23 protein-coding genes and 1 other annotated feature are annotated in these 24,528 nt (G+C 53.0%); of the genes, 22 read left to right on the forward strand and 1 reads right to left on the reverse strand.

Annotation, left to right across the window (positions count from 1 at the left end):
- The first annotated feature begins 10 nt into the window (after positions 1 to 10).
- The 12 genes from ICT70_RS09705 to leuD all read left to right on the forward strand — a co-directional run bounded on the left by ICT70_RS09705 (position 11) and on the right by leuD (position 12,978).
- The gene (locus ICT70_RS09705; protein ID WP_191156012.1) at positions 11 to 1,171 is read left to right on the forward strand and encodes a 1-deoxy-D-xylulose-5-phosphate reductoisomerase; all 1,161 of its coding nucleotides are present in this window, start codon (positions 11 to 13) and stop codon (positions 1,169 to 1,171) included.
- Positions 1,168 to 2,487, forward strand: coding sequence for an RIP metalloprotease RseP (gene rseP, locus ICT70_RS09710; RefSeq protein ID WP_191156014.1), 1,320 nt, complete (start codon positions 1,168 to 1,170; stop codon positions 2,485 to 2,487). The genes ICT70_RS09705 and rseP overlap by 4 nt, the downstream gene beginning before the upstream one ends.
- The gene (gene tsaB / locus ICT70_RS09715; protein WP_191156016.1) at positions 2,488 to 3,201 is read left to right on the forward strand and encodes a tRNA (adenosine(37)-N6)-threonylcarbamoyltransferase complex dimerization subunit type 1 TsaB; all 714 of its coding nucleotides are present in this window, start codon (positions 2,488 to 2,490) and stop codon (positions 3,199 to 3,201) included.
- A gap of 89 nt (positions 3,202 to 3,290) precedes the next feature.
- Positions 3,291 to 3,509 carry a DUF465 domain-containing protein gene (locus ICT70_RS09720; RefSeq protein ID WP_191156019.1) on the forward strand — a complete coding sequence of 73 codons (219 nt, stop codon included), beginning with the start codon at positions 3,291 to 3,293 and terminating at the stop codon, positions 3,507 to 3,509.
- 139 nt (positions 3,510 to 3,648) lie between these two features.
- Complete coding sequence (gene ilvD / locus ICT70_RS09725) at positions 3,649 to 5,316, forward strand: dihydroxy-acid dehydratase (RefSeq protein ID WP_191156020.1); 1,668 nt, start codon at positions 3,649 to 3,651, stop codon at positions 5,314 to 5,316.
- A 76-nt stretch (positions 5,317 to 5,392) separates the two neighbouring features.
- Positions 5,393 to 7,090 (forward strand): biosynthetic-type acetolactate synthase large subunit, encoded by a 1,698-nt coding sequence (gene ilvB / locus ICT70_RS09730; RefSeq protein WP_191156022.1) that lies wholly within the window; start codon positions 5,393 to 5,395, stop codon positions 7,088 to 7,090.
- A gap of 49 nt (positions 7,091 to 7,139) precedes the next feature.
- Positions 7,140 to 7,631: an acetolactate synthase small subunit gene (gene ilvN / locus ICT70_RS09735; RefSeq protein WP_191156031.1), complete on the forward strand. Its 492-nt coding sequence runs from the start codon at positions 7,140 to 7,142 to the stop codon at positions 7,629 to 7,631.
- 34 nt (positions 7,632 to 7,665) lie between these two features.
- A complete protein-coding gene (locus tag ICT70_RS09740) occupies positions 7,666 to 8,310 on the forward strand; it encodes a phosphatidylserine decarboxylase family protein (protein WP_191156034.1) in 645 nt (214 codons plus the stop codon).
- Positions 8,310 to 9,080: a CDP-diacylglycerol--serine O-phosphatidyltransferase gene (gene pssA / locus ICT70_RS09745; protein ID WP_191156036.1), complete on the forward strand. Its 771-nt coding sequence runs from the start codon at positions 8,310 to 8,312 to the stop codon at positions 9,078 to 9,080. The genes ICT70_RS09740 and pssA overlap by 1 nt, the downstream gene beginning before the upstream one ends.
- A gap of 96 nt (positions 9,081 to 9,176) precedes the next feature.
- Positions 9,177 to 9,400, forward strand: a binding site (T-box leader).
- A 172-nt stretch (positions 9,401 to 9,572) separates the two neighbouring features.
- Positions 9,573 to 11,114: a 2-isopropylmalate synthase gene (locus ICT70_RS09750; protein WP_191156038.1), complete on the forward strand. Its 1,542-nt coding sequence runs from the start codon at positions 9,573 to 9,575 to the stop codon at positions 11,112 to 11,114.
- Between the two features lie 33 nt (positions 11,115 to 11,147).
- Positions 11,148 to 12,428: a 3-isopropylmalate dehydratase large subunit gene (locus ICT70_RS09755; protein WP_191156040.1), complete on the forward strand. Its 1,281-nt coding sequence runs from the start codon at positions 11,148 to 11,150 to the stop codon at positions 12,426 to 12,428.
- A gap of 19 nt (positions 12,429 to 12,447) precedes the next feature.
- Positions 12,448 to 12,978, forward strand: coding sequence for a 3-isopropylmalate dehydratase small subunit (gene leuD / locus ICT70_RS09760; RefSeq protein WP_191156042.1), 531 nt, complete (start codon positions 12,448 to 12,450; stop codon positions 12,976 to 12,978).
- Between the two features lie 101 nt (positions 12,979 to 13,079).
- On the opposite strand, the gene ICT70_RS09765 is transcribed toward leuD, so the two are convergent.
- Positions 13,080 to 13,829, reverse strand: coding sequence for a thioredoxin fold domain-containing protein (locus ICT70_RS09765; protein ID WP_191156044.1), 750 nt, complete (start codon positions 13,827 to 13,829; stop codon positions 13,080 to 13,082).
- A gap of 215 nt (positions 13,830 to 14,044) precedes the next feature.
- Here ICT70_RS09765 and leuB point away from each other — a divergent pair, with 215 nt between their 5' ends.
- From leuB to yajC, 10 genes are all read left to right on the forward strand, one after another.
- The gene (gene leuB, locus ICT70_RS09770) at positions 14,045 to 15,136 is read left to right on the forward strand and encodes a 3-isopropylmalate dehydrogenase (RefSeq protein ID WP_191156045.1); all 1,092 of its coding nucleotides are present in this window, start codon (positions 14,045 to 14,047) and stop codon (positions 15,134 to 15,136) included.
- Between the two features lie 20 nt (positions 15,137 to 15,156).
- Positions 15,157 to 15,912 carry a tRNA pseudouridine(38-40) synthase TruA gene (gene truA, locus ICT70_RS09775; protein ID WP_191156047.1) on the forward strand — a complete coding sequence of 252 codons (756 nt, stop codon included), beginning with the start codon at positions 15,157 to 15,159 and terminating at the stop codon, positions 15,910 to 15,912.
- Between the two features lie 109 nt (positions 15,913 to 16,021).
- Positions 16,022 to 16,468: a 50S ribosomal protein L13 gene (rplM, locus tag ICT70_RS09780; RefSeq protein ID WP_191156049.1), complete on the forward strand. Its 447-nt coding sequence runs from the start codon at positions 16,022 to 16,024 to the stop codon at positions 16,466 to 16,468.
- Position 16,469: 1 nt separating this feature from the next.
- Positions 16,470 to 16,862: a 30S ribosomal protein S9 gene (gene rpsI / locus ICT70_RS09785; protein ID WP_191156051.1), complete on the forward strand. Its 393-nt coding sequence runs from the start codon at positions 16,470 to 16,472 to the stop codon at positions 16,860 to 16,862.
- A gap of 221 nt (positions 16,863 to 17,083) precedes the next feature.
- Entirely contained in the window at positions 17,084 to 18,121 is a 1,038-nt protein-coding gene (gene argC / locus ICT70_RS09790; protein ID WP_191156053.1) for an N-acetyl-gamma-glutamyl-phosphate reductase, read from the forward strand.
- Positions 18,122 to 18,231: 110 nt separating this feature from the next.
- Complete coding sequence (locus ICT70_RS09795) at positions 18,232 to 20,367, forward strand: protein kinase domain-containing protein (protein WP_191156055.1); 2,136 nt, start codon at positions 18,232 to 18,234, stop codon at positions 20,365 to 20,367.
- Positions 20,364 to 21,701: a L,D-transpeptidase family protein gene (locus ICT70_RS09800; protein ID WP_191156057.1), complete on the forward strand. Its 1,338-nt coding sequence runs from the start codon at positions 20,364 to 20,366 to the stop codon at positions 21,699 to 21,701. The genes ICT70_RS09795 and ICT70_RS09800 overlap by 4 nt, the downstream gene beginning before the upstream one ends.
- Before the next feature lie 201 nt (positions 21,702 to 21,902).
- A complete protein-coding gene (gene queA, locus ICT70_RS09805) occupies positions 21,903 to 22,940 on the forward strand; it encodes a tRNA preQ1(34) S-adenosylmethionine ribosyltransferase-isomerase QueA (protein WP_191156059.1) in 1,038 nt (345 codons plus the stop codon).
- A gap of 16 nt (positions 22,941 to 22,956) precedes the next feature.
- On the forward strand, positions 22,957 to 24,078 hold the full coding sequence (tgt, locus tag ICT70_RS09810; protein ID WP_191156061.1) for a tRNA guanosine(34) transglycosylase Tgt: 1,122 nt from the start codon (positions 22,957 to 22,959) through the stop codon (positions 24,076 to 24,078).
- A gap of 68 nt (positions 24,079 to 24,146) precedes the next feature.
- On the forward strand, positions 24,147 to 24,449 hold the full coding sequence (gene yajC / locus ICT70_RS09815; protein ID WP_191156063.1) for a preprotein translocase subunit YajC: 303 nt from the start codon (positions 24,147 to 24,149) through the stop codon (positions 24,447 to 24,449).
- Positions 24,450 to 24,528: the final 79 nt, after the last annotated feature.

A 24,528-nucleotide genomic window follows, 5' to 3' on the forward strand; every position in this document is an offset into this window, starting at 1 on the left:
GGGGGGAGAGATGAAAAAGATCGCTGTTCTGGGGTCTACTGGATCCATCGGGGTCAGCACCTTGCAGATTGTGGAGGAGTTTCCCGACGCTTTCCAGATTGTTGCTCTGACCGCCGGGTTCAACCTTGATCTGCTATGCATCCAGGCCAGAAAGTTCCGGCCGCTGATGGTGGCAGTGATCAACAGTCGGGATGCCAATACGGTCAGGGAGCGATTAAGTGATCTGAATATCGAGGTTTGCTGTGGGGTCGAGGGGATGATCCAGTGCGCTACCCTCGAACAGACCGATATGGTGGTTGCAGCGGTGGTCGGGGCAGCCGGCCTGGTGCCGACCATGGCAGCCATTCAGGCCGGTAAGGATATCGCCCTGGCCAACAAGGAGACCCTGGTGATGGCCGGCAGCCTGATCATGGAAGCGGTCAGCCGGCAAGGGGTTAAATTACTGCCGGTCGACAGCGAACACTCGGCTATTTTCCAGGCCCTTGCCGGCCACCATCATGGCGATATCAAGCGCCTGATTTTAACTGCCTCCGGCGGACCTTTTCGTGAGCGTCCAGCCTCCGGGTTCAGCCAGATTACCCCAGCTCATGCATTGGCTCACCCCAACTGGAGCATGGGCAGAAAAATCACGATCGATTCTGCCACCCTGATGAACAAGGGGCTGGAAGTCATCGAGGCACATTGGCTGTTCGCCGTGCCAACGAACATGATCGATGTTCATATCCATCCGGAAAGTATTATCCATTCCATGGTAGAATACGTCGATGGATCTGTAATTGCGCAACTTGGTGTGCCGGATATGAAAACACCGATCGCCTACGCCCTGTCGTGGCCGCAGCGCTTGCCCCTGAACCAGCCCGGCCTTGATCTGTGCCGGCTGGGAAAGCTGAATTTTTCTGCCCCCGACTTGCAGCGTTTCCCATGTCTGGCTCTGGCTTATCAAGCTCTTGAGTCAGGCGGCACCCTGCCGGCGGTAATGAACGCTGCCAACGAAGTCGCGGTAGCGGCGTTTCTTGGCGAGCAGATCTTGTTTACCGGTATTCCTGAGTTGGTCGAGCGGGTGATGGCCTGTCACTCGCCGCAAGTGGTCACTACCGTCGAACGAGTATTGCAGGCAGATCGCTGGGCGCGGGGTCGTGCTCGTGAATTTATTGCTGGAGGTTTGAGATGACCACCGTTGTTGCCGGCATTTTGATGCTCGGCTTTCTGGTTTTTGTTCATGAACTTGGTCATTTTGCCGTTGCGAAGATGTGTGGGGTCAAGGTCCTGAAGTTTTCCATCGGATTTGGTCCCAAACTGGTTTCCTATCGCTACGGTGAAACAGAATATCTGATTTGTATCGTCCCCCTGGGGGGATATGTCCAGATGCTGGGTGAGGGCTCGGGTACAGAGGGGGAAGCGAGCCTTGAGGCGACAGGGGATCATGACCGATCCTTCGCCGCCAAGCCGGTGTCCCGCCGCCTGGCGATTGTTGGTGCCGGGCCTCTGATGAACCTGATATTGCCGTTGCTGATTCTGCCGATTTCTTTCATGATCGGTGTGCAGATGCCAACCTATGTTGAGCAACCGGCCTGTATCGGCTATGTCCTGCCTGATTCAGATGCCGCGCGTGGTGGTTTTGTCGCCGGTGATTGTTTGCTGGCGGTCAATGGCACACCAATCGAACACTGGAATGCTGCTAACCTGCGCTTTGTCAGCGAGGCCGGTTCGCCTCTGCTGTTTGATGTCAGTCGTGATGGCCGTCAGGTACAGCTGTTGTTGCCGGCTGATAACAACAGTCTGGAAGGGATGCAGGGGCTGGGACTGATGCCTGACCTGGCCGCCCGTATCGGCGGCATGGCGCCGGGTATGGCGGCCGATCAAGCGGGAATACAAATCGGCGATCAGATTCTGCGGATTGACGGTCACCCCGTGTCTTCCTGGTACGACCTGCGCGAACTGATTCAACAAACGCAAGGGGCCCCGGTTGACGTCCTGGTGGCACGTGATGGGCGTGATTTTTCTGTCGTCATGATCCCGGAACAGCGTGAAGTCGATGGTGATTTTCTGCTGGGTGTCGCGCCGCTGCATGAGCTCGAGTTAAAGCGTTTTGGCCCCGTTGCCGCCTTTCGTGAAGGAGCGGCAAAGACCGGCGAACTGATTGAATTGACCATCGTGTTTATTCAAAAGCTCTTCACCGGAAATGTCTCGGCAAAAAACATTGGTGGACCTATTACCGTGGTCCAGGTGGCTGGGCAGGCCGCTCAGACTGACATTGCCGCGATTTTGACGGTGCTGGCGTTTATTTCCATCCAGTTGGGGATATTGAACCTGTTGCCGATCCCGATCCTCGATGGTGGTCATATCCTGTTTTATCTCTTTGAGTTGATTACCCGTCGTCCGGTTTCCCTGCGTGCCCGTGAGATCGCTCAGCAGGTTGGTCTGGCGATGCTGTTAATGCTGATGGTGCTGGCGTTTTACAACGATATTATCCGTCTTTGGGGTTGAATGATGATGGTTGATAATCCCCGAATGCTGGCATTGGATACCTCATCACAGGTGAGCAGCGTCGCTCTGTGTCAGGGCGAGAGGCTGGTGGCGGAATCTGCCCTTCATCTGCGCAGCACCCATAGCCAGAGCCTGCTGGCCCAGATTGATGATCTGCTCAGAGCGGCCGGTTGGGGGCCGGCAGATTTGGATCTGCTGGCTGTGGTGACGGGGCCCGGCGCCTTTACCGGCGTGCGTATCGGCGTGGCAACCGTTAAAGGATTGGCCCAGGTGCTCAATCTGCCAGTGGTCAGTGTCTCTTCTCTGACCGCCGTTGCGATGAATCTTCCTCTGTTGCGCCGCCCGGTTTGCGTTTTTGTCGATGCGCGAAAAAAAGAGGTCTATACCCAGCTGTTTCAACTGCATGATGGCTTTCCCCGCCCTTTAAATCAGGCCCGGGTGATTGCTCCCCACGAGGCTCTGGCTGATCTTCCGCTGGATAGCTGTTTTGTTGGTGATGGGGTTGCCGTTTATTATCATCTGATCCTGCAGCATGGCTTTGAGCCGAGCGCCCGCGCACCTGCCTGCTGTCACCCCATCCAGGCCTCCAGGGTAGCCGCTCTGGCCTTGCAGGATTATTTCAAAGGCTTGGCCCAGCGCCCTGAACAGGTCGTGCCGACCTATATCCGGCCATCGGATGCGGAGCTTAACCGGCAGACCAACAATGTTTGTTAGCGCCGGGTTAGGTGTTGACTTTTTACAACTGATCTGGTTAATTTCAAACAGGTCTAAAGCCCCTAAACGTCAACAACGTGGAGGTTCCGATGGATATTGATCAAACCCTTTTGCAGAGCCTTATTGACAACAACCCAAGGTTCCGTATGCTCTACGAAAACCATAACTTACTTGAAAAACAGCTTCAGGAATTCGAAAAACGTCCCTTTCTTTCCGCCGACGAAGAAATCGAAAAAAACAAGGTCAAAAAATTAAAGCTGATCGGCAAGGATGAAATGGAGACCATCGTTCAGTCGGTTACCGTTTGATCGTGTACCAACATTAGGATTTGTTTTCATACAGCAAAGGGTTTAAGCGAGCGCTTAAGCCCTTTGCTGTATTTGAGGGGAAGCTATTTACAAATTTCATTTCTCATCTTTCGCTCTTAACCATAAGACAGGTAAAAAAATGACCAAAAGAAGTGATGCCATTACCAAGGGGTTTGAACGCACCCCCCACCGTGCATTGTTGAAAAGTACCGGTGTGCCTAATGATCAGATGGATCGTCCTTTCATCGGAATCGCTTCCTCCTTTACCGATCTGATTCCCGGCCATACCGGGATGCGTGACCTGGAGCGTTTCATTGAAAAGGGCGTTCATACGGGGGGCGGCTATTCCTTTATCTTCGGGATTCCCGGTGTCTGTGATGGCATTGCCATGGGACACAAAGGGATGCATTATTCCTTGCCGACGCGGGAATTGATTGCTGATATGGTTGAGTCGATCGCCGAAGCCCATCGTCTCGATGGTCTGGTCCTGCTGACCAACTGCGACAAAATCACGCCGGGGATGCTGATGGCTGCGGCGCGCCTCGATATCCCCTGTATCGTGGTCACTGCCGGGCCCTCCCTGACCGGCACCGGTCGCAACGGCCGGCGGTTTTCCTTCGTCACTGATACCTTTGAGGCGATGGGGCAATACAAGGCTGGAGTGATTGATGAAAAACAGCTGTTTGAGTGTGAAGAGAGTGCCTGCCCGACAGCCGGTTCCTGTCAGGGGATGTTTACCGCCAATACTATGGCGGTGCTGACTGAAACCCTCGGCATGAGTTTGCCCCGCTGTGGTACGGCCAGTGCCGTATCATCGTTGAAGCGGCGAATTGCGTTTGCCTCAGGCGAGCGCATTGTCGGGCTGGTGCGCGATCAGATTACTCCGCGCCAGATCCTTACCCGCGCCGCCTTTGAAAATGCGATCCGGGTCGACCTGGCCCTCGGTGGCTCGAGTAATACGGTTCTGCATCTGCTGGCTATTGCTCACGAGGCCAAAATTCCCTTGCCCCTGGAATTGTTTGACGAGCTGGGTAAAACTACGCCGCAATTGGCGCACATGAATCCCGGCGGGCCGAACTTTATGGAGGACCTCGATACTGCCGGCGGGGTTCTGGCGGTACTCTACCAGTTACGCGACCAGATCATTGACAATCCCACCCTGCTGGGACCGAGCATTGCCCAGTTGATTGCTTCGGTGGCAGAAGTTGATGAAGATGTCGTGCGCCCTGTATCGTCGCCGATTCGTCCGGAGGGAGGGTTGGCGGTCTTAAAAGGCAACCTGGCGCCGCAAGGAGCAATTGTCAAGCAATCCGGGGTGTCGGAAAAAATGATGACATTCAGTGGTCGCGCCCGCTGCTACAATTCAGAGGAAGATGCCATGGCGGCATTGCTGGCTGGTGAGATTGTCGCCGGTGATGTGGTCGTGATTCGTTATGAAGGGCCTAAAGGTGGACCGGGGATGCGAGAAATGCTTGCTCCAACCGCAACCCTGATGGGATTAGGGCTGGGAGACAGCGTCGCGCTGATTACTGACGGACGTTTTTCCGGTGGCACCCGGGGCCCTTGCATCGGTCATATCTCGCCCGAGGCGGCCCAGGGAGGGCCGATCGCGCTGGTGCGCGATGGCGATACCATTGCGCTGGATATCCCTGCCCGTTCGCTCGAACTCAAGGTCGCACCAGCTGAACTGGAGCAGCGTCGCAGCGCATGGCGGGCGCCGGAACCCAAGATCAAGACCGGCTGGCTGGCACGTTATGCGAAAGTCGTTACCAACGCGTCAACCGGCGCCGTATGTAACGCCGACTAAAGGTGGTTGACAGCTGATACGCTGTTTTTATGAGTATATTTTATGCTTACTGAAGTCACATCGAGGAGAGAATAAAATGAATCTGACCGGGTCGCAAATTTTGCTCGAGTCGTTAAAATGTGAGGGCGTGGATACCATTTTTGGCTATCCCGGTGGTGCGGTCATCAATATTTACGATGATCTCTATGACTCATCGATTCATCATATTCTTACCCGGCATGAGCAGGCAGCGGTACATGCCGCTGACGGTTATGCCCGTTGTACCGGGCGGGTCGGTGTTGTCATTGCCACCAGTGGGCCCGGCGCGACCAATACCGTGACCGGAATTGCCACCGCCTACATGGACTCCATCCCCATGGTTATTGTCACCGGTCAGGTCCCCACTCCGCTGATCGGCAATGATGCTTTTCAGGAAGCGGATATTTGCGGGATTACCCGCCCCTGCACCAAACACAATTTTCTCGTCAAGAATATCCGTGACCTTGCCCGAACCGTGAAGGAAGCTTTTTACATCGCCCGCACCGGCCGTCCCGGGCCGGTATTGATTGATCTTCCCAAGGATATTCAGGTTGCTACCCATGATTTCACCTATCCTGATACGGTTGAGCTACGTGGCTATAAGCCCACCTATTCAGGGAATCTCCGGCAGATTGAAAAAGCCGCAGAAATGATCCTGGCAGCGCGCCGTCCCGTTCTGTATGTCGGCGGTGGTATTAACCTGTCCGGAGCAAATGCCGAGCTGCTGGCGTTGGCAGAATTAACCCGGATCCCGGTTGCCACTACCCTGATGGCGATGTCGGCCTTTCCCCAGCGCCATCCATTGGCTCTCGGGATGCTGGGTATGCATGGAACCTTCTGTGCCAACATGGCGGTGACCGAGTGTGACCTGCTGATTGCTATCGGCTCACGTTTTGATGATCGGGTCACCGGCCGTATCGACAGTTTTGCCGAAAAGGCAAAAATTATCCATGTCGATGTTGATCCCACCTCGATCAAGAAAAACGTTGCTGTTGATCTGCCGATTGTGGGCGATTTGCTCGATGTTTTGAGCAAGTTGAACGATTCCCTTGACCAGAAGACCGAACACCTCGGGGTGTTCCGTGAGCAGCTGCGCGCGTGGCAAGCACACATTGCGACATGGCAGGAACGCCACCCCATGGCTTATCAGCCCTCCGATACGGTGATCAAGCCACAGTACGTGATTCAGACGTTGCGGGAACTTTCCCAAGACGATGCGATCATTACCACCGAAGTCGGTCAGCACCAGATGTGGACCGCGCAGTTCTTCAGTTTCACCCAGCCCCGGACCTTTTTGACTTCCGGTGGCCTCGGAACCATGGGGTTCGGCCTACCGGCAGCGTTAGGGGCCCAGGTTGCCTTCCCCGAGCGGCAGGTGATTGATATTTCCGGTGATGGATCATTTCAGATGAATTCACAGGAGCTGGCGACCCTGGTGCAGTACCAGTTGCCGGTGAAGATTGTCATTTTGAATAATAATTATCTGGGGATGGTGCGCCAGTGGCAGCAGATGTTTTTCAACAAGCGTTACAGTCAAACCGTTATGGAACTGCCGATCGATTTTGTTAAGCTGGCGGAAGCTTATGGCGCGGTCGGATTTAATGCCACTCAGGTTGATGAGGTAGAAACGGTTATCCGGAAAGCTTTCGCTACCCCGGGTCCGGTGCTGATGAACTTCAAGATATCACGTGAAGAAAATGTGCTACCGATGGTACCGGCCGGTAAGGCGATCCACGAAATGGTACTGGCTTCCTGATGGATTATTGATGAAATGGGTTCAATGCCTCTGAGGAGAGTAAACGAGGATGAGACATACAATTTCTGTGCTGGTTGAGAATGAATTTGGAGTGCTTTCACGCGTGTCGGGGCTTTTTTCCGGGCGGGGATTTAACATCGAAAGCCTTTCTGTTGCCCCGACCCTGGAACCCAATACCTCACGGATGACAATTGTCACTACGGGTGACGATCGGGTCCTCGAACAGATTACCAAGCAACTGAACAAACTGATTTCAACCATCAAGGTTGTCGATTTTACTAGTAAAGATTTTATCGCCAGAGAGTTGGCACTGATTAAGGTCGCGACAGAGGCTGATACCCGTGCCGAAGCGTTACGGATCGTTGATATCTTTCGCGCCAAGGTCATTGACGTTACGCCCAAAACCTATACCATTGAAATTACCGGCGCGCCCGCCAAGATTAATGGTATATTGGAATTGTTGCGCCCCATGGGAATCAAGGAGGTGGTGCGCTCCGGGCCGGTTGTTATTGGCCGTGGTGCCAAGGGTGTTAGTGGCTGATAGTAACTAAAAACCGTTCTTTACAGGGAGTATTATGTATAAAGCAGACCAGTTTATTGCTCGTGAAGGGTATCCTTTTATTGTCCTGTTTGGCTTTGTGACCCTCGTCTTTGCCTTGTTGGGTTGGACCTTTGTCACCCTGATCCTGTTGTTCCTGACCCTTTTTACCGCGTATTTTTTTAGAGATCCGGTGCGGGTCGTTCCAGTGGAAGAGGGGGTTCTTGTGGCTCCTGCCGATGGCAAGGTGATTTTTGTCGGGGAGGTTGATGAAGAGCGGTTCTTCAATGCCCGTGTCACCAAGGTCAGTATTTTTATGTCGGTGTTTGATGTCCATATTAATCGGGCGCCCTGTGCCGGCAAGGTTGTTGATATGTTTTACAATAAAGGAGAATTCGTCAACGCTTCCTACGACAAGGCCAGTGAAAGCAACGAGCAGTCCGGGATTCTGCTCGAAACCGGTGCCGGCCCCAATATTCTTTTTGTCCAGATTGCCGGTTTGATTGCCCGGCGGATTATAACTTATCCGGTCATCGGTGATATACTTGAGCGCGGTGCCCGCTATGGGCTGATCCGTTTTGGTTCACGGGTGGATCTCTATCTGCCCAGTCGGATTGATGTCAGTATTACCCTGGGTGAGCGAACGGTCGCAGGAGAAACCATTGTGGGACGTTTTAACTAATGGTAGACGAAAAGTTGCGGAACGAAAAGCGTGAGAATCTACGCAAAGGTGTTTATCTGCTGCCGAACCTGATCACTGCAGCAGGGATCTTTGCCGGCTTCTATGTCATCATCTCGACGATTGACGGTAATTACAGTCGTGCTGCCTGGTTTATTCTGCTGGCCGCTATTTTTGATGGCCTGGATGGTAAGGTTGCACGCCTGACCGGTACGACCAGTAAGTTTGGCGTTGAGCTTGATTCCCTCGCCGATGTGATCTCTTTCGGTGTTGCTCCGGCGGTTCTGCTTTACGACTGGGCACTGCGTCCTTATGGCAAGTTGGGCTGGCTGGCAGCGTTTCTTTTTGTTATCTGCGGGGCCTTGCGGCTGGCCCGCTTTAATGTCCAGGTGACCACGGTTGAATCGCGGCGCTTTGTTGGTTTGCCGATTCCGGCCGCCGCCTGTATCGTAGCAACCTGCGTCCTGTTGTTTTATCAGCTTGGTGGAACCGGTACCATCCGTATGGTGTCGATGGTGCTGTTGGTATTTGTCCTGGCATTTCTTATGGTCAGCAATGTTCCCTATATCTCCTTCAAGGATCCGGAACTCTTCAAACGTCAGCCCTTTCGGATGCTGGTTTTGTCGATCATGCTGTTGATCGTGATTATTGCCAAACCAGAAGTCATGCTGTTCTTGATCGGCATGGTCTATCTTGTCTCGGGGCCGGTCGTTTATTATTATTCCCGTCGTAACAAGCCACACCAGGATCCTCCTCCTGCGGTTGACTCTTGATTGTCTCAGGGGAAAAAATGAGAAAATCAGAACGTGATTATAAAACTTCTTGACTTGATTAACGCTTTTAGGTTGAATCTGACGATAGATGTTATGGCAAAAGCGATGAAGAGGAGTAGTAGGCGTCGCATCCGTTCGTGAGAGCCGGTGGTGCTGAGAACCGGTACGGAAAAACGCTGAACTCGCCTTGGAGCTGCAGAGATGAATGATCAGTAGTCTTTGCCGTGACCCTGCGTAAAGGGGAAAACAAGGTCTGTCCGGCAACAGCGACAGATGAATCAGGGTGGTACCGCGAAGCTTTTGAGGCTCTCGCCCCTGTTGGTTACGGGGGGGAGAGTTTTTTTATGCCTGATTTTTCATCGAAAAGGGGGTGGTTCGGGGGTGGAATCGGACCTGGGTGAGCTTGTGTTGATCAGATTTCCTGAACAAAATAAAACATTAATGAACCGTCCCGCAGATCTCTGCAGGATCGATACTGACAAGGAGTGAGCAATGGCACAGGCAGATAGAATTATTATTTTCGATACCACCTTGCGCGATGGCGAACAGTCTCCCGGCGCGAGCATGAACATTGAAGAAAAGATCCGGATTGCCCAACAACTCGAACGGCTTAATGTTGATGTCATGGAGGCGGGGTTTCCGATTGCTTCAGATGGTGACTTTGAGGCGGTAAAAAAGGTGGCACAGACGGTTAAAACGGCCCAGGTTGCCGGACTGTCACGGTCTAATAATATGGATATTGATCGCGCCTGGGACGCCCTCAAATACGCCGGTGAACGCGGGCGGATCCACACCTTTATTGCGACCAGTGATATTCACATGCAGTACAAGCTGAAGATGAGTGAGCAGCAGGTTCTTGATACTGCCGTGGCTGCCGTCAAGCGTGCGGCCGGCTATACGCCCAATGTTGAATTTTCGGCAGAAGACGCTGTACGTACCCGCCTGCCGTTTCTCGCCAAGGTGATCAAGGCGGTGATTGAAGCCGGAGCGACCACTGTGAATATTCCTGATACGGTTGGTTACACTATCCCTTCAGAATATTCAGAAATCATTCACTATTTAAAGGAACATGTCAGCAATATTGATAAAGCCATTATTTCGGTTCACTGCCATAACGACCTCGGCCTGGCCGTTGCTAATTCCCTTGCGGCGGTGCAGGCCGGCGCACGTCAGGTCGAGTGTACCATCAATGGAATCGGTGAGCGGGCCGGTAACTGTTCGCTGGAAGAGGTCGTCATGACTCTGAAAACCCGCCAGGATATTCTCCCCTTTGAGACGGATGTGATTACCGAGCATATCACTCCGACCAGTAAGCTGTTGTCGAATATTACCGGTATCCTGGTCCAGCCTAACAAGGCGATTGTCGGTGCTAATGCTTTTGCCCACGAGGCCGGTATTCATCAGCATGGGGTGTTAATGGAAAAAACGACTTATGAAATCATGACGCCGGAATCAGTTGGTTTGACTCAGAACAAACTGGTGCTCGGCAAACACTCCGGCCGTCACGCCTTTATCGATCGCCTCAAGCAGTTGGGACATGACCTGACCCGAGAAGAAATCGAAAAAGCGTTTGTGCGCTTTAAGACCCTGGCGGACATGAAGAAGGAGATCTTTGACGAGGATCTTGATGCCATTATTGCCGATGAGGTGTTGCGCGTACCTGAGACCTTTGTGTTGCAGCAGATGAATGTCAGCTCCGGCTCTTTTGCAGCACCAACGGCAACGGTTGAACTGGTGATTAATGGCAAGCCGAAAAAGACGGCGGTCATGGGTGATGGGCCGGTCGATGCAACCTTCAAGGCGATCAAGAAATTGACCAAAAGTAATGCACCGCTGTTAAGCTTCTCTGTCGGGGCCATTACCGGCGGTACTGATGCTCAAGGCGAATGTACTGTGCGTCTACAGTCCGAAGATGGGCGTGAGGTGCTGGGCCAAGGGGCACATCCGGACATCATTGTTGCCAGTGCCAAAGCTTATTTGAATGCACTGAATAAAATAGCCGGCCACACGAAAAGGACTCACCCCGCCCTTTAGGGTGGGGTGACCACTAATGGAACAGGAGTGTACATGGGCAAGACCTTAGCAGAAAAAATATTTGACAGTCACTTGCGTGACGAGCCGTTTCCGGGCACCAAGGTGCTCAATATTGATCGGGTTCTCTGTCACGAAATTACGACACCAGTCGCTATTGCTGATCTGGTCTGGCGTGATAAGGATCGCGTGTTTGATCGAACCCGGATCAAAGCGGTTATTGATCACGTCACCCCGGCCAAGGACAGCAAGACCGCAACCCAGGCTAAAATGTTGCGCGATTGGGCGCGGCGCCATGACATTCCTGATTTTTTTGATGTCGGTCACAATGGCGTCTGTCATGCCCTCTTTCCGGAAAAAGGCTTCATCCATCCGGGCCATACCGTCATCATGGGGGACAGCCACACCTGTACCCACGGTGCCTTTGGTGCCTTTGCCGCGGGAGTCGGTACCACTGATCTCGAAGTGGGAATCCTCAAAGGGGTCTGTGCTTTTCGGGAACCGGCAACGATTCGAGTCAATCTTGACGGCGTCCTGCCAAACGGAGTTTTTGCCAAGGATGTTATCCTTTACGTCATCTCCCGTCTGGGGGTTAATGGGGCAACGGATAAAGTTATTGAGTTCCGTGGTGCCGTGGTTGACCAGATGAGCATGGAAGGGCGCATGACCCTGTGCAATATGGCGATCGAGGCCGGAGGTACCTCCGGGGTCTGCATGCCCGATCAGGTGACGGTCGACTATCTCTGGCCCTTCATCAACAGTGAGTTTTCAAGCAAGGAAGCGGCCCTGGCGGAGTTCAGTCAGTGGTGCTCGGATGAGGATGCCCGATACGTCGAGGTGCTGGATATCGATGTGTCGACCCTCGTTCCACAGGTGACCTACGGTTACAAGCCTGACTGTGTTAAGCCGGTGAGCGAAATGGCCGGGACCCCGGTTGACCAGGTTTATATCGGCACCTGTACCAATGGGCGGATTGAAGATTTGCGGCAGGCCGCCGAGGTATTGCGTGGCCGTCAGATAGCAAAGACGGTGCGCGGAATCGTATCGCCTGCGACCCCGAAAATATTCAATGATGCATTGGCTGAAGGGATTATCCAGGTGTTCATGGATGCCGGTTTCTGCGTAACCAACCCGACCTGTGGCGCCTGTCTGGGCATGAGTAACGGCGTGCTGGCCGAAGGAGAGGTTTGTGCTTCCACCAGCAACCGTAATTTTAACGGTCGCATGGGGAAAGGTGGCATGGTTCATCTGATGAGTCCGGCCACCGCCGCCGCGACAGCCCTGACCGGTGTCATTACTGATGCCAGAACCCTTTAGCTCGGCAGGAGATTGTCTGATGCAGAAAGAATTTGGCGGTCGCGCTATTGTGCTTGACCGTTCTGATATTAATACCGATGAGATTATTCCGGCTAAGTACCTGACCGAAGTGACCAAGGAAGCGCTCAAGCCATACCTGTTGGAGGATCTCAAGCTGGAAGGTTTTGACCCCAATGGCGAGGCGTTGGCTAATGCCAGGGTGGTGATCTCGCGGGAGAATTTCGGCTGCGGATCGTCGCGTGAGCATGCTCCCTGGGTGTTCGAAGTGAATGGTATTTATACCATCATTGCCCAAAGTTATGCGCGCATCTTCCGCCAGAACATGTTTAATTGTGGCATGCTGGCGATTGAGCTGCCCCGGGCAGCGATTGATGCCCTGATCGCGCTGGCGACAACAGCACCACTGGAAGTAACTGTTGATCTGAAAGGGCAAAAAATGACGGCTGCGGCTGCCGGCCAGACCTTAAACTACGACTTTGATATCAGCCCCTTTGATCAGGCCCTGGTCCTTGCCGGCGGCTGGGTTGAGTTTGCCGACGCCCGCTATTAGGAGCAGTTGATTCAATCCACTGACACCCAAAAAAGCCGACACCCCATCAGCAGGTGCCGGCTTTTTTTGAACAGGTTTGGAGGACTCGCGTTACCGGTTGATCAATAGGCCGCCGAAGCTGAATTCTCTTTAATCAGTTTGAGCAGGTCATCAACAGGACGATACCCGGCATGGATCTGACCATTCGGCAGGATCAGGGTCGGGGTCCCGGTAATCTGCAGCGATTGAGCAATTTCCTGGTTTTTGCGCAGGACGTCTGTATCGCAGTTTGGTTCGGGCAGGGCTGTGCCGGCAAAGGCTTGCTCTAACTGCTCCATCGACTTGTTACAGATAATGGTTTGCGAAATGCGCTGTGAGTTCGGTTGCATGGGCAACAGGACGATCTGGAACAGCAGATCAGGCTCTTTTTCAAGGGCCTGGTAGAGGACCTTATGCAACTGGCTGCAGTAGGGGCAAAGGGGATCGGTGAAAACAATCACCTGCTGTTGTGCCTGCGGGTTGCCAAGAGCCAGGGCGTCATCGAGGGGGATCGCTGACACATCAACCGGGTTGAGGCGGCGGAACAGGTCCTCCGTGAGGTTACGGCGTTGTTTGAGGTCAATGACGTTGCCGGAGAACATGTAGGTGCCGGTAGCATCAAGATAAAGAGGAATATTCCTACCCTGCATTTTTACGCTGACCAGATAGAGGCCGGGGATGTCGGAAGGAGAGACCGCCAGGACCTCACCTTGAATCTCTTTAAGGGCTTCGATAGCGGCTTCTTTCGTCAGGGTGGGCGTTGTTGCGGCAGCCAGTGTCGTCATCCCGGTCAATAACAACAGTGTCAACACTGTTAAAAATGGTTTGTGCACGGTTATGCTCCTGTCATAGGTAGGGGGTTGTTTCGATCATTTTGCTGCCCACTTTAACATGAATTCCCTGCATTTGTCAGGCACTCTGGTGTCGTTTGGGATCAGGAGAATTAATTTGACAAATCTTCTCCCCCTTTTTATAGTCCCAGCGACTTCGATGCCCTTAATTCTGAGGGCTTTTTTATTGATGCAGAAAAAATCAGGAGACATGAACAATGACCAAACATTTTAAGGTTGCAGTGTTGCCGGGTGATGGAATCGGCCCTGAAGTGATGGCAGAGGCATTGAAGGTGCTTGATGCGGTTGAGCGGCGATACGATGTTCGTTTTGAGCGCACCCCGGCCAATGTCGGTGGTGCCGCTATTGATTTGGAAGGGAAAGCCCTACCTGAGACTACAGTTGCCATCTGCCAGGCTGCCGATGCCATTCTGTTTGGTAGCGTCGGTGGTCCCAAGTGGGAATCATTGCCACCGAACGAGCAACCCGAGCGGGCAGCACTGCTGCCGTTGCGTAAAACTTTCGATCTTTTCTGCAACCTGCGTCCGGCAATCATTTTTCCGGCTCTGACCGGAGCATCGAGTCTGAAGCAGGAAATTATTGAGGGTGGTTTCGATCTTCTTGTCGTGCGTGAGCTGACCGGTGGTATCTATTTCGCTGAGCCCAAAGGGATTGAAGGGGAGGGTCCTGCGCGCACCGGTTTTGATACCATGAAGTATTCTGAAGCTGAGGTTGAACGTATCTCCCACGTCGCCTTCGCTGCGGCACGCAAGCGTAACAAGAAACTCTGCTCCATCGACAAGGCCAACGTTTTGTCTACCTCGGTGGTCTGGCGCGAAGTGGTTGAACGAATCGGCAAGGAATATCCGGATGTCGAGCTGAGTCATATGTATGTTGATAATGCGGCGATGCAGCTGGTGCGCTGGCCGAAACAGTTTGATGTGATGCTGTGTGGCAATATGTTTGGTGATATCATTTCCGATGAAGCGGCCATGCTGACCGGTTCGTTGGGGATGCTTCCATCTGCTTCCCTGTCTGAGGGGACTTTCGGCATGTACGAACCTTCCGGTGGCAGTGCCCCGGATATTGCCGGTAAAGGAATTGCCAATCCAATTGCGCAGATTCTGTCGGCGTCGATGATGTTGCGTTATTCCTTTGCTATGATTGATGCGGCAGATGCCATTGACGCAGCAGTAGAAAAGGTTTTAAACGACGGGTACCGTACTGCCGATATTTATCAGGGGCATCCGGGCGAAAAGAAAGTCGACACCGTAACCATCGGAGACGCCATCGTCGCCGCCATCGGCTAAGGTTAGAAGGGCCCTGGTTGATGACCGAAAGAATCAAGCTGACTGTTGCCTATGACGGCAGCGCTTACGTCGGCTGGCAGTTGCAGCCCAACGGCATATCGATTCAACACTGCCTGGAGCAGGCATTGTTACAGCTCTCCGGTCAACAGCTGCGGGTCCATTCATCCGGGCGTACTGATGCCGGGGTTCATGCCCGAGGCATGGTTTGTCATTTTGATAGTGAACGGGTGCTGCCCCTGACCGCCTGGCGCGATGGGTTGAATCGATTTCTGCCGGCAGATATAGCGGTGCGGGCGGCAGAAAAAGTAACTGATGACTTCCACGCACGCTATTGTGCTACCGGCAAACATTACCGCTATACTTTGTTGCGTGACCCGGTACGATCACCACTGGAGCGGCGGACCTGTTGGCGGGTAAAGGCTTCTCTCGATCTTGACCTGATGACGCAGGCCTGCAAAATCCTGACGGGCGTTCATGATTTTGTGGCGTTTCGCAGTGCCGGTTGCAGTTCCACAGTGACGCAAAAAGAGATCTACGCAATCAACCTGACCGAAGCGGATGCGCTGTTGTACGTCGATGTCTATGGTAGCGGTTTTTTGCGCCACATGGTGCGCATGATGGTAGGAACCCTGGTCGAAGTCGGGCGTGGTCGTCGGCCGGTTGAATGCCTGAAGTTGATGCTGGAGGATCCTGCCCGCGCCCCTGCGGCCATCACCGCCCCACCCCAGGGACTGTGCCTGATGTCTGTCGATTATGCTATGTGTCAGTCAGTTTGACAAAGGATAGGCGAAAATTACCTTGACAGGGGTGATTTACTCGGATAAATTTACCGCTTTGTGAGCCCCAAAACCCTTTTAATACGTCAGATGTTCAGAGAGGAACGCGATGAGTACTGCAATCGCAAAAGAGCAGGATATCAATAGAGCCTGGTATGTCGTTGATCTGGAAGATGTTGTTCTGGGTCGCGCTGCTACAGAAATAGCCCGTATTTTGCGCGGCAAACACAAGCCGATCTACACGCCCAGTGTCGACACCGGCGATTTTGTCGTTGTTCTCAACGCCGACAAGATCAAGTTGACCGGTAATAAGCTGGCCGATAAGAAGTATTATCGGCACACGGGGTACCCGGGTGGTATCAGAGAAATCAATGCCGAAAAACTGCTTGCCAAAAAGCCGGAGATGCTGGTTCAGGCCGCGGTTAAAGGGATGTTGCCGAAAAACAAACTCGGACGCAAGATGTTCACTAAGATGAAGGTCTATGCCGGCAGCGAACATCCCCACATGGCGCAGCAACCCAAAGAATTGAAGATCGCATCAAGGGAGAATAGCTAACATGGCAGAGCAGAAGTATTATGCAACCGGTAAAAGAAAAACCTCTATTGCCCGGGTCTGGCTGACTCCAGGTAGTGGTGTTATCACTGTCAACAAGCGCCCGCTGGATGTATTTTTTGGTCGCGAAACATCCAAAATGGTTATTCGTCAACCGTTGGAGCTGACCGATAACCTCGGTAAATTCGATGTTTCTGTCAATGTTGTTGGCGGCGGTATTTCCGGTCAGGCTGGTGCCATCAAGCATGGTATTACCAAGGCCTTGCTTGAAGTTGATCCGGCCCTGCGCGGACTGTTGAAAAAAGCCGGTTTTATTACCCGTGACAGTCGCATCAAGGAGCGGAAAAAATACGGTCGTGCTGCTGCCCGCCGGAGCTTCCAGTTCTCCAAACGTTAATCAAGATTTTTGCTTTTATTTTTATTGCCGACAAAAAGGGAAGCCCGTTTATGGGTTTCCCTTTTTTTGCTGAGGCTGGCAGTTTGCTCCTTAGATAGCGTAAGATGGTCCAAGTTTAAGTGATTCGGGTTGTCGTTGTGCTGGCTTAACAGGGAAAGAACGGTTATGCCATGCTGACTTTGTCGTAATTTTTCATCCTTCCCCTGTCGATGGAGTGTGACATGGTAAAAGTTGCTGTTGCCGGTGCCAGCGGTTATACCGGGGTTGAGTTGCTGCGCTTGCTGGTCGGGCATCCCCAGGTCGAAATTTGTGCAGTTACTTCGCGTCAGCACGAAGGGGTCCAAGTCAATAAGGTCTTCCCATCGCTGAACGGTTTTTGTGATCTGGTATGTGAGCCGCTGGATGTTGCTGCGATTGCGAAAAAGGCTGATCTGGTTTTTACCGCGCTCCCTCATCAATCAGCCATGGCTGTGGTGCCTGGATTCCTTGCAGCTGGTTGTCGGGTTGTCGATCTGTCTGCCGACTACCGTCTTAACGATCAAGCCGTCTATGAGCACTGGTATCAACCCCATACCAGCCCGGAACTTTTTTCAGAGGCGATTTATGGTTTGCCTGAACGCTACCGTGAATCGATTAAAACGGCTCGGTTGGTCGCCAATCCGGGTTGTTATCCCACCAGTGTCATTCTCGCCCTGGCACCATTATTGGAACAACAATTGGTTGATGCCCGCAGTTTGATCATCGACAGTAAATCCGGTGCCAGCGGTGCCGGGCGTGGTCTTAAGGAAGGTTCGTTGTTTTGCGAGGTCAATGATGGTTTCAAGGCGTATGGTGTCGGCAATCACCGCCATACCCCGGAAATAGAGCAGGAGTTGAGTCAGGTGGCAGGTTTCGAGGTGTGCATCAATTTTACTCCACACCTGTTGCCGGTGAACCGCGGCATTCTCTCGACCTGCTATGCGACCTTGCTTAAGGGGCAGTCAGCAGCTGAGTTGCTGGCTTTTTACCAGCAGCGTTATGCTGATGAACCTTTTGTCCGGGTTCTGCCGGAAGGCGAATTGCCTAATATTGCCTATGTGCGCGGTACCAATTTTTGCGACATCGGTCTGGTTGTTGATGCACGCACCGGGCGGGTGATTGTCGTTTCTGTCATTGATAACCTGGTCAAAGGGGCCGCGGGGCAGGCACTGCATAATATGAATCTGATGTATGGGTTTAACGAGACCCATGGATTGGGAATCGTACCGACCTTTCCCTGAGATGTGACTTTTGCTATTTGTGACGTTTTAGCTGTAATTCATGGCGCAGCGTCGGTGATCCTGTGACCAAGATGAAACGAAAGAATTCAGTTCTTTAAGCAGGTGATATCATGTTGGATCAGGGACAAACAATTGCTGATTGCACGGTGATCCGTCTGTTGGCGCAGTTCGATTCGCATCTGGAGTATCTGGTTGCGACCGGGTCGGTTGAACAGAAGCTGGTCCAGTTCACCACTGCCCCTGACTGGAGTCGTGCGCAGCGTCAGGCCTTTCATCATCAGATGGAAACCCTGTGCGGGTTAAAAATTCCTGCCGTGGGTGTGCCGGTCAGGGCCGTCGAATATGAAAGCGCACTGTTTTGCCTGTACCCGCTGCCGCCAGGAGAGCCGCTGCAGAAGACCTTGAGCGCCGAACATTCGGTACGGTCGTCACTGGAGCTGATCCACACTCTCACCACGTTGCTCGAACCGGCTCACCGGCAGCAACTTTTTCATGGGGCCCTGTCGCCCCATAGCCTTTATCTGGACAACGGTCAGCCCTACCTAGCCGATTTTTCTCTGGCTTCCCTGGTAGTGTTTGATTATCGCACGGCGGTTGAAGCAGAGTATGCCAGTCCTGAACAGATACGTGGTGAGCCTCCTGGAACAGCATCAGATATTTATAGCCTCGGCTGTTTGTTTTATGCATTGTTGACCGGGCGCCCACCTTTTTTGGGCAGTGATGCCTTTACGGTCGGGATGCAGCATCTGAATGACGGCTTTCCTGAGTTGCCCGCCCCCCTGGTATTTTGTGCCGAACTGTTAAAGGGGATGACGGTAAAGCCGGCGTCAGAACGCTTGTCTCTTGCCCAGGTCAGGTCACAATGTGAGGAACTGCTCAGCCTTGAGGCGCTGGATCAGATTCCCGCTCGTATTGATGCCTTGCCACCTGCGTCTGATGAAGAAACCAGGATTCAGCTGGACGAGCAGGATGCGATGGCAATGGTGGCCCGCATTGAGGATCAGTTGCGCGCTATCGAAGCCAAAACGACTGATGATGCTGCAACGACACAAAGCCAGGCAGAAGAAGAGCTCTCTCTGTCCTTCTCTGCGTCACCGCCATCGAAGATATCGTCACCGCGTCGGTTTTTTTTCATGTTGGTTGGCCTGGTTGTCGGTTTCTGTCTGGGTGCCCTGTTTTTTGACTTTTTTCTTGCTCGGTCCAGTGACGCGCCGCCTCCACCTGTGTTTGCGGTTGAAGCCGTGCCCCCTGACTATACGAACAGTACCCGGTTGTGGCTTGAGGGTGATCTGGAGGGAGCCCAGCGTGACCTGAAGCGTTTGCTGGAAAATTTTCCTGATCATCCCCAGATTCATAATAACCTGGCAGCTGTCGCTGCCGCCCGGGGTGATATAGAATCCGCTCGAGAATGGCTGGAACAGGCGATTGTCCTCGATGCCCAAACGGCAACAATTTATCGCAATCTGGGGTCGGTTTATGCTGAGATCGCTCGGGGTTCTTACGGACGTGCCTTGCAGTTTGATTATGAGCAGCATATGCCATTACAGTTGAATTTTTTCACCAACCAGGGGGTTGCTTCCATGCCATCAGGAGTTGATCCTGACAGCGTCCCGGTCATAGCGGCCTCTAATGAAGGGGGTGCCACCCAGACAGAGGCTGAATCTGTTGTCCCCCTGTCTGCGAAGTCCCGGCCCGAAGAATCGATGGATAGAACTTCTGTCCCCGCCGGCGTTCCTGCTGGCGCTGATCAAGTCGACACGGCTATGGCAGAATCAACCGTTATTCTAAGTCAAAAGGCCGCAGATAGTCCCATTCCTGTCGTTGAACCACAACCAGGTCCAGCCGGCGAGGAAGTTGTCCCTGGTGATGTTGCCGCCGCTGCGGTCGTTTCTTTGCCGGAAGACCCTGTCCGCTTTCTTCAGCGCTGGGCTGCCACCTGGTCAGCGCAGGATATCGAGGGATATCTGGCATTTTACAGTGACGAGTTTGAGCCCGCAGGTGGTCTCGACTATGAAGAATGGATCAGACAACGACGTCAGCGGTTAGGGCAGCCCGAAGAAATTCTGGTGACGCTGGGAGAGGTCGATTTGCGCCGTGAAACTGAGAGCTTTGTCCAGCTCGAGGTCATTCAGGATTATCATAGTGAACGCTATTCTGATCGTACCCGCAAGCTGTTTGAGCTGCGGCGGCAGGGTAGCAGCTGGGCAATTGAGCGCGAGCGTGCCCTGGAGCTGATGTATCGATGATCAGAATCGCTGTTACTGCTCTGTTTTTTGTCCTGCTGATTGTCGCTACTGTGGTACGGGTTGTTGCCCTGTGGCCACAACCCTCTTCTGAGGTTGTTCAGCCACTGCCGCTCGCGGGTGTTGCTGCTACCACACCCGGGTCCTTATCTGTTGCGCCGCCGGCAGGACTGTTTGAACGGCTGCAGGGGCGTTTTGACGACTCAGACAATCACTATGAATCCTTGCTGTTGCAAGGACTACTGCTGTTTCACCATGGTCATATTGACCAGTCGATCTCCCGGATCGAGCTGCTGACCCGCCAGGCCCCCCGCTTTGAACTTGCCCACCTGGTCCTTGGCGACTTGTTGCTGGCACGCTTTACCCCGCTTAAGACCATCGGTGGGGCGGTACCACAGTTCGAGGGTCAAGATTATCATCAGCGCCTGGATGAATTACGCAGTGAAGCGCGGGCCCGTCTGCACGGCTACTTGTCGCGAATGGATGACCATCAGAGCCCTCGTGCATTGGTATCGCTGGGAGAGAAAACTCCCTATGCCCTGGTGATTGATAAAAGTAAAAACCGCCTTTATGTGTTCCGTAATCAGGGAGAGGGGGTGCCGCCACGGCTTGTCGATGATTTCTATATTGTTCTCGGACAACAGGTGGGAGACAAAATGATCGAAGGGGACCTTAAAACCCCCACTGGAACCTATTTTGTGACCAGCTATATCGACCCGGAAAAACTCCCCCCCATGTATGGTAGTGGTGCCTTTCCCATTAATTATCCCAACGAATACGACCGTCGCCGTAATAAAAGCGGATTTGGTATCTGGCTGCACGGAACCGATCGCTCACTCTTCAGCCGTCCTCCGCTGGATAGTGAGGGCTGTGTCGTGTTAACCAACGAAGAGTTTGAACACATTCGTGAATATGTTCAGATTGGCCGGACTCCGGTGGTCATCACTGAAGGGCTGGAGTGGCTACCCCCTGGCGACTGGCAAAGACAGAATCAGGACGTTAAGGATTTTATCGAAGAGTGGCGCCACCAGTGGGAAGAGGGCGATCTGCAGGGGTATCTTAACCTGTATGCAGATGATTTCTGGTCAGCCGGGCACGATTATCATAGCTGGAGCCGTTATAAGCAGCAGGTGTTTTCATCAAAAACCTATCAGCAGATCGCCGTAAGTGACCTGTCGCTGTACGAGTATCCCCGTCAGGACAACGAGCCGGCGATGATTGTTGCCAATTTTGTTCAGCACTATCGTTCCAATAATTTTAACGGCGATATGCGAAAACGTCTGTACCTGGTAAAGCAACAGAATCAATGGCAGGTGTTATACGAAGGAGGGCAATAGCACAGAACCATCATGGCAGAACCGTCGGTTGCCCCTGACTATGGTTTGACACTTAAATGTCGCAGAGAGTTATGTTTCATGTCTTTACTGCTGCAGCAAAAAACAGCGCTCGGAAGTCGTGTCGACTCGGCGAAAGCAATTGACAACAGGGATCAACTATGATTTTCTTAGCCGCTATTTGAACGATTCTGGATTGGTTTGATGTGGTTATCTGATTTTGATTTTACCCTGCCGGAGGAGTTGATCGCCCAGGCACCCGCTGCCCGCCGCGATGCTTCCCGGCTGTTATCTGTCGAGCGCCGGACCGGTTCCATTACTTCTCGACAATTTATTGATATTGTTGATAGTTTTTGCCCCGGAGATGTGCTGGTTGTTAATGATACCCAGGTTATTCCGGCGCGTTTGTTCGCAAACAAAATAAGTGGCGGCCAGGTTGAGGTGCTGCTGGTACGCAAGTGTCCGGAGCCGGCTGGCGGGGAAGACTGGTTATGCATGACCAGAAGCTCCAAGCCGCTGGCTGCCGGTACCCGGCTGATCTTTGATAAACGGCTGTCAGCCGAGGTGTTACAGGCCGGCGATGACTCCCTGCGGCACATCCGTTTTGATGGTCAGGGAGATTTCTGGCAGATCATTGATGAGATTGGGCATCTGCCTCTGCCTCCTTATATCAAGCGGGCTGATACCTTGACCGACCGTTCAAGATATCAGACTGTTTTCGCTCGGGAAAAAGGCGCCGTTGCCGCTCCGACTGCAGGGCTGCATTTTACGTCGGAGATTCTCGAGCAGATACGTGCCAAAGGGGTAGAGATCTGTCATCTCACCCTGCATGTCGGTCCGGGAACCTTTTTGCCGGTCAGGGTTGAGGATGTTCGCCACCATAAGATGCACGCGGAATATTATTCCATTCCGGTGGCAACGGCGCAAACCATCAATCAGGCACGTGCCTGCGGTGGACGAGTTTTTGCGGTAGGAACCACCGTTACCAGGGCGCTTGAAACGGCAGCCGGTGAAGAAGGGTTGCTCAAGGCCGGGGATGGGGACAGCGACATTTTTATTATTCCCGGCTATAGGTTCAAGATTGTCGATGCCCTGATCACCAATTTTCATCTGCCCAAATCAACGCTGTTGATGCTGGTCAGTGCTTTTGCCGGACGGGAACTGATGCTGCGTGCCTATGATCAAGCTGTTGGTGAAAAATACCGCTTTTTCAGTTACGGCGATTGTATGCTGATCTTATGATGGTGGCGACAGCAAGATGACAGCTGATTTTCGTTTTGACCTGCTGGCACAGGATCAGGCAACCCAGGCCCGACGCGGGCGGATTCAGACTGCGCGTGGTACCATCGAGACTCCGATCTTCATGCCCGTCGGCACGCAAGGAACGGTCAAAGGGATGTTGCCGGAGACGCTCAAAGAGATAGGTGCGCAGATTATTCTGGCCAACACCTATCATCTTTATCTGCGCCCCGGTCATCATCTGGTGGAACAACTCGGCGGCTTGCATCGTTTTATGAACTGGGATCGGCCGATCCTCACGGATAGCGGCGGCTTTCAGGTGTTCAGCCTTGGTGATCTGCGTAAAATCACCGAAGAAGGGGTTCAGTTTCAGTCCCATCTGGATGGCAGTCGTCACCAGTTGACGCCGGAATTGTCGATGGAAATTCAGCTGGCCCTGGGTTCCGATATCATCATGGTGTTTGATGAATGTATCCCGCATCCGGCTGAGCGCTCATATGTCCTGGCTTCCACCGAACGTTCGGCGCGCTGGGCGAAACGTTGCCGTGACGTAGTTCCTCCTGGGTCTGCCGCCGCACTTTTCGGCATCGTTCAGGGTGGAATGGACAAGGAACTGCGGCAACGCAGTGCCGCGCAGTTACGTGATATTGGTTTTGAGGGTTACGCTTTAGGGGGCCTGTCGGTTGGCGAAGAAACAGCGTTGATGTATGACATGATGGAGTTCAGCCTGCCCTTGCTGCCGGCTGACGCACCCCGCTATGTGATGGGGGTCGGTACCCCGGAAAACCTGATTGAAGGGGTGGCGCGGGGCTGTGATCTGTTTGACTGTGTCATGCCGACCCGCAACGCCCGCAATGGGTTTCTTTTTACCCGCTTTGGCAAGATTATCATTAAGCAGGCGCGTTACCGTGACGATGCCGGGCCGCTGGACCCTGATTGTGACTGTTACGTCTGCCGGAACTACAGCCGGGCCTATTTGAGTCATCTCTATCGCAGTAACGAGGTGCTCGCAGCGGTACTTAATACCCATCATAATCTGCATTATTACCTGCAACTGATGGGTGAGATACGTGATGCCGTCGCTGCCGGGTGTTTTGCCGATTACCGGCGTTCATTTTATGCCCGACGGGATCTTTCCTGATGACTGATCCCGCATCTGTATTTTAAACAAAGATTGCTATCTGTCCAACAAAAAACAAGGAGAACAACATGATTTCAAATGCTTACGCAATGGCTGAAGGCGCCTCCCAGCAAGGCAACCCATACTCCGGCATCATTATGCTGGTGGCTATGTTTGCCATCTTTTATTTTCTGCTCATTCGTCCGCAGCAAAAACGCGCCAAGCAGCACCGTGAACTGATCTCCAATTTGAAATCTGGAGAATCTGTGGTCACTGCCGGTGGTATCCATGGCAAGATTACTGCCGTAGAAGACGCGGTCGTTACCCTTGAAGTTGCTAATGGGGTGAAAATCAAACTGAATCGTGGCTCTATTACTGAGGTACGGCAGTAACTCGGTGCCGCAACTAAAAAACGAGTTGCGTATCCATTGTGACATTCAGATGGATAAGATGGAAAGTATTCACGTTGTC

This window comes from Pelovirga terrestris (genome assembly GCF_014773365.1).
Lineage (GTDB): Bacteria > Desulfobacterota > Desulfuromonadia > Desulfuromonadales > Geopsychrobacteraceae > Pelovirga > Pelovirga terrestris.

What these genes read in the sequence shown, in the direction of transcription:
- ICT70_RS09795 (WP_191156055.1), top strand. Translation starts at nt 18,232, where the DNA reads ATGTTGGATCAGGGACAAACAATTGCTGATTGCACGGTGATCCGTCTG.
- tsaB (WP_191156016.1), top strand. Translation starts at nt 2,488, where the DNA reads ATGATGATGGTTGATAATCCCCGAATGCTGGCATTGGATACCTCATCA.
- tgt (WP_191156061.1), top strand. Translation starts at nt 22,957, where the DNA reads ATGACAGCTGATTTTCGTTTTGACCTGCTGGCACAGGATCAGGCAACC.
- ilvD (WP_191156020.1), top strand. Translation starts at nt 3,649, where the DNA reads ATGACCAAAAGAAGTGATGCCATTACCAAGGGGTTTGAACGCACCCCC.
- ICT70_RS09740 (WP_191156034.1), top strand. Translation starts at nt 7,666, where the DNA reads ATGTATAAAGCAGACCAGTTTATTGCTCGTGAAGGGTATCCTTTTATT.
- rseP (WP_191156014.1), top strand. Translation starts at nt 1,168, where the DNA reads ATGACCACCGTTGTTGCCGGCATTTTGATGCTCGGCTTTCTGGTTTTT.
- ICT70_RS09705 (WP_191156012.1), top strand. Translation starts at nt 11, where the DNA reads ATGAAAAAGATCGCTGTTCTGGGGTCTACTGGATCCATCGGGGTCAGC.
- yajC (WP_191156063.1), top strand. Translation starts at nt 24,147, where the DNA reads ATGATTTCAAATGCTTACGCAATGGCTGAAGGCGCCTCCCAGCAAGGC.
- ilvN (WP_191156031.1), top strand. Translation starts at nt 7,140, where the DNA reads ATGAGACATACAATTTCTGTGCTGGTTGAGAATGAATTTGGAGTGCTT.
- leuD (WP_191156042.1), top strand. Translation starts at nt 12,448, where the DNA reads ATGCAGAAAGAATTTGGCGGTCGCGCTATTGTGCTTGACCGTTCTGAT.
- truA (WP_191156047.1), top strand. Translation starts at nt 15,157, where the DNA reads ATGACCGAAAGAATCAAGCTGACTGTTGCCTATGACGGCAGCGCTTAC.
- ICT70_RS09755 (WP_191156040.1), top strand. Translation starts at nt 11,148, where the DNA reads ATGGGCAAGACCTTAGCAGAAAAAATATTTGACAGTCACTTGCGTGAC.
- leuB (WP_191156045.1), top strand. Translation starts at nt 14,045, where the DNA reads ATGACCAAACATTTTAAGGTTGCAGTGTTGCCGGGTGATGGAATCGGC.
- rplM (WP_191156049.1), top strand. Translation starts at nt 16,022, where the DNA reads ATGAGTACTGCAATCGCAAAAGAGCAGGATATCAATAGAGCCTGGTAT.
- ICT70_RS09800 (WP_191156057.1), top strand. Translation starts at nt 20,364, where the DNA reads ATGATCAGAATCGCTGTTACTGCTCTGTTTTTTGTCCTGCTGATTGTC.
- pssA (WP_191156036.1), top strand. Translation starts at nt 8,310, where the DNA reads ATGGTAGACGAAAAGTTGCGGAACGAAAAGCGTGAGAATCTACGCAAA.
- ICT70_RS09720 (WP_191156019.1), top strand. Translation starts at nt 3,291, where the DNA reads ATGGATATTGATCAAACCCTTTTGCAGAGCCTTATTGACAACAACCCA.
- queA (WP_191156059.1), top strand. Translation starts at nt 21,903, where the DNA reads ATGTGGTTATCTGATTTTGATTTTACCCTGCCGGAGGAGTTGATCGCC.
- ICT70_RS09750 (WP_191156038.1), top strand. Translation starts at nt 9,573, where the DNA reads ATGGCACAGGCAGATAGAATTATTATTTTCGATACCACCTTGCGCGAT.
- rpsI (WP_191156051.1), top strand. Translation starts at nt 16,470, where the DNA reads ATGGCAGAGCAGAAGTATTATGCAACCGGTAAAAGAAAAACCTCTATT.
- argC (WP_191156053.1), top strand. Translation starts at nt 17,084, where the DNA reads ATGGTAAAAGTTGCTGTTGCCGGTGCCAGCGGTTATACCGGGGTTGAG.
- ilvB (WP_191156022.1), top strand. Translation starts at nt 5,393, where the DNA reads ATGAATCTGACCGGGTCGCAAATTTTGCTCGAGTCGTTAAAATGTGAG.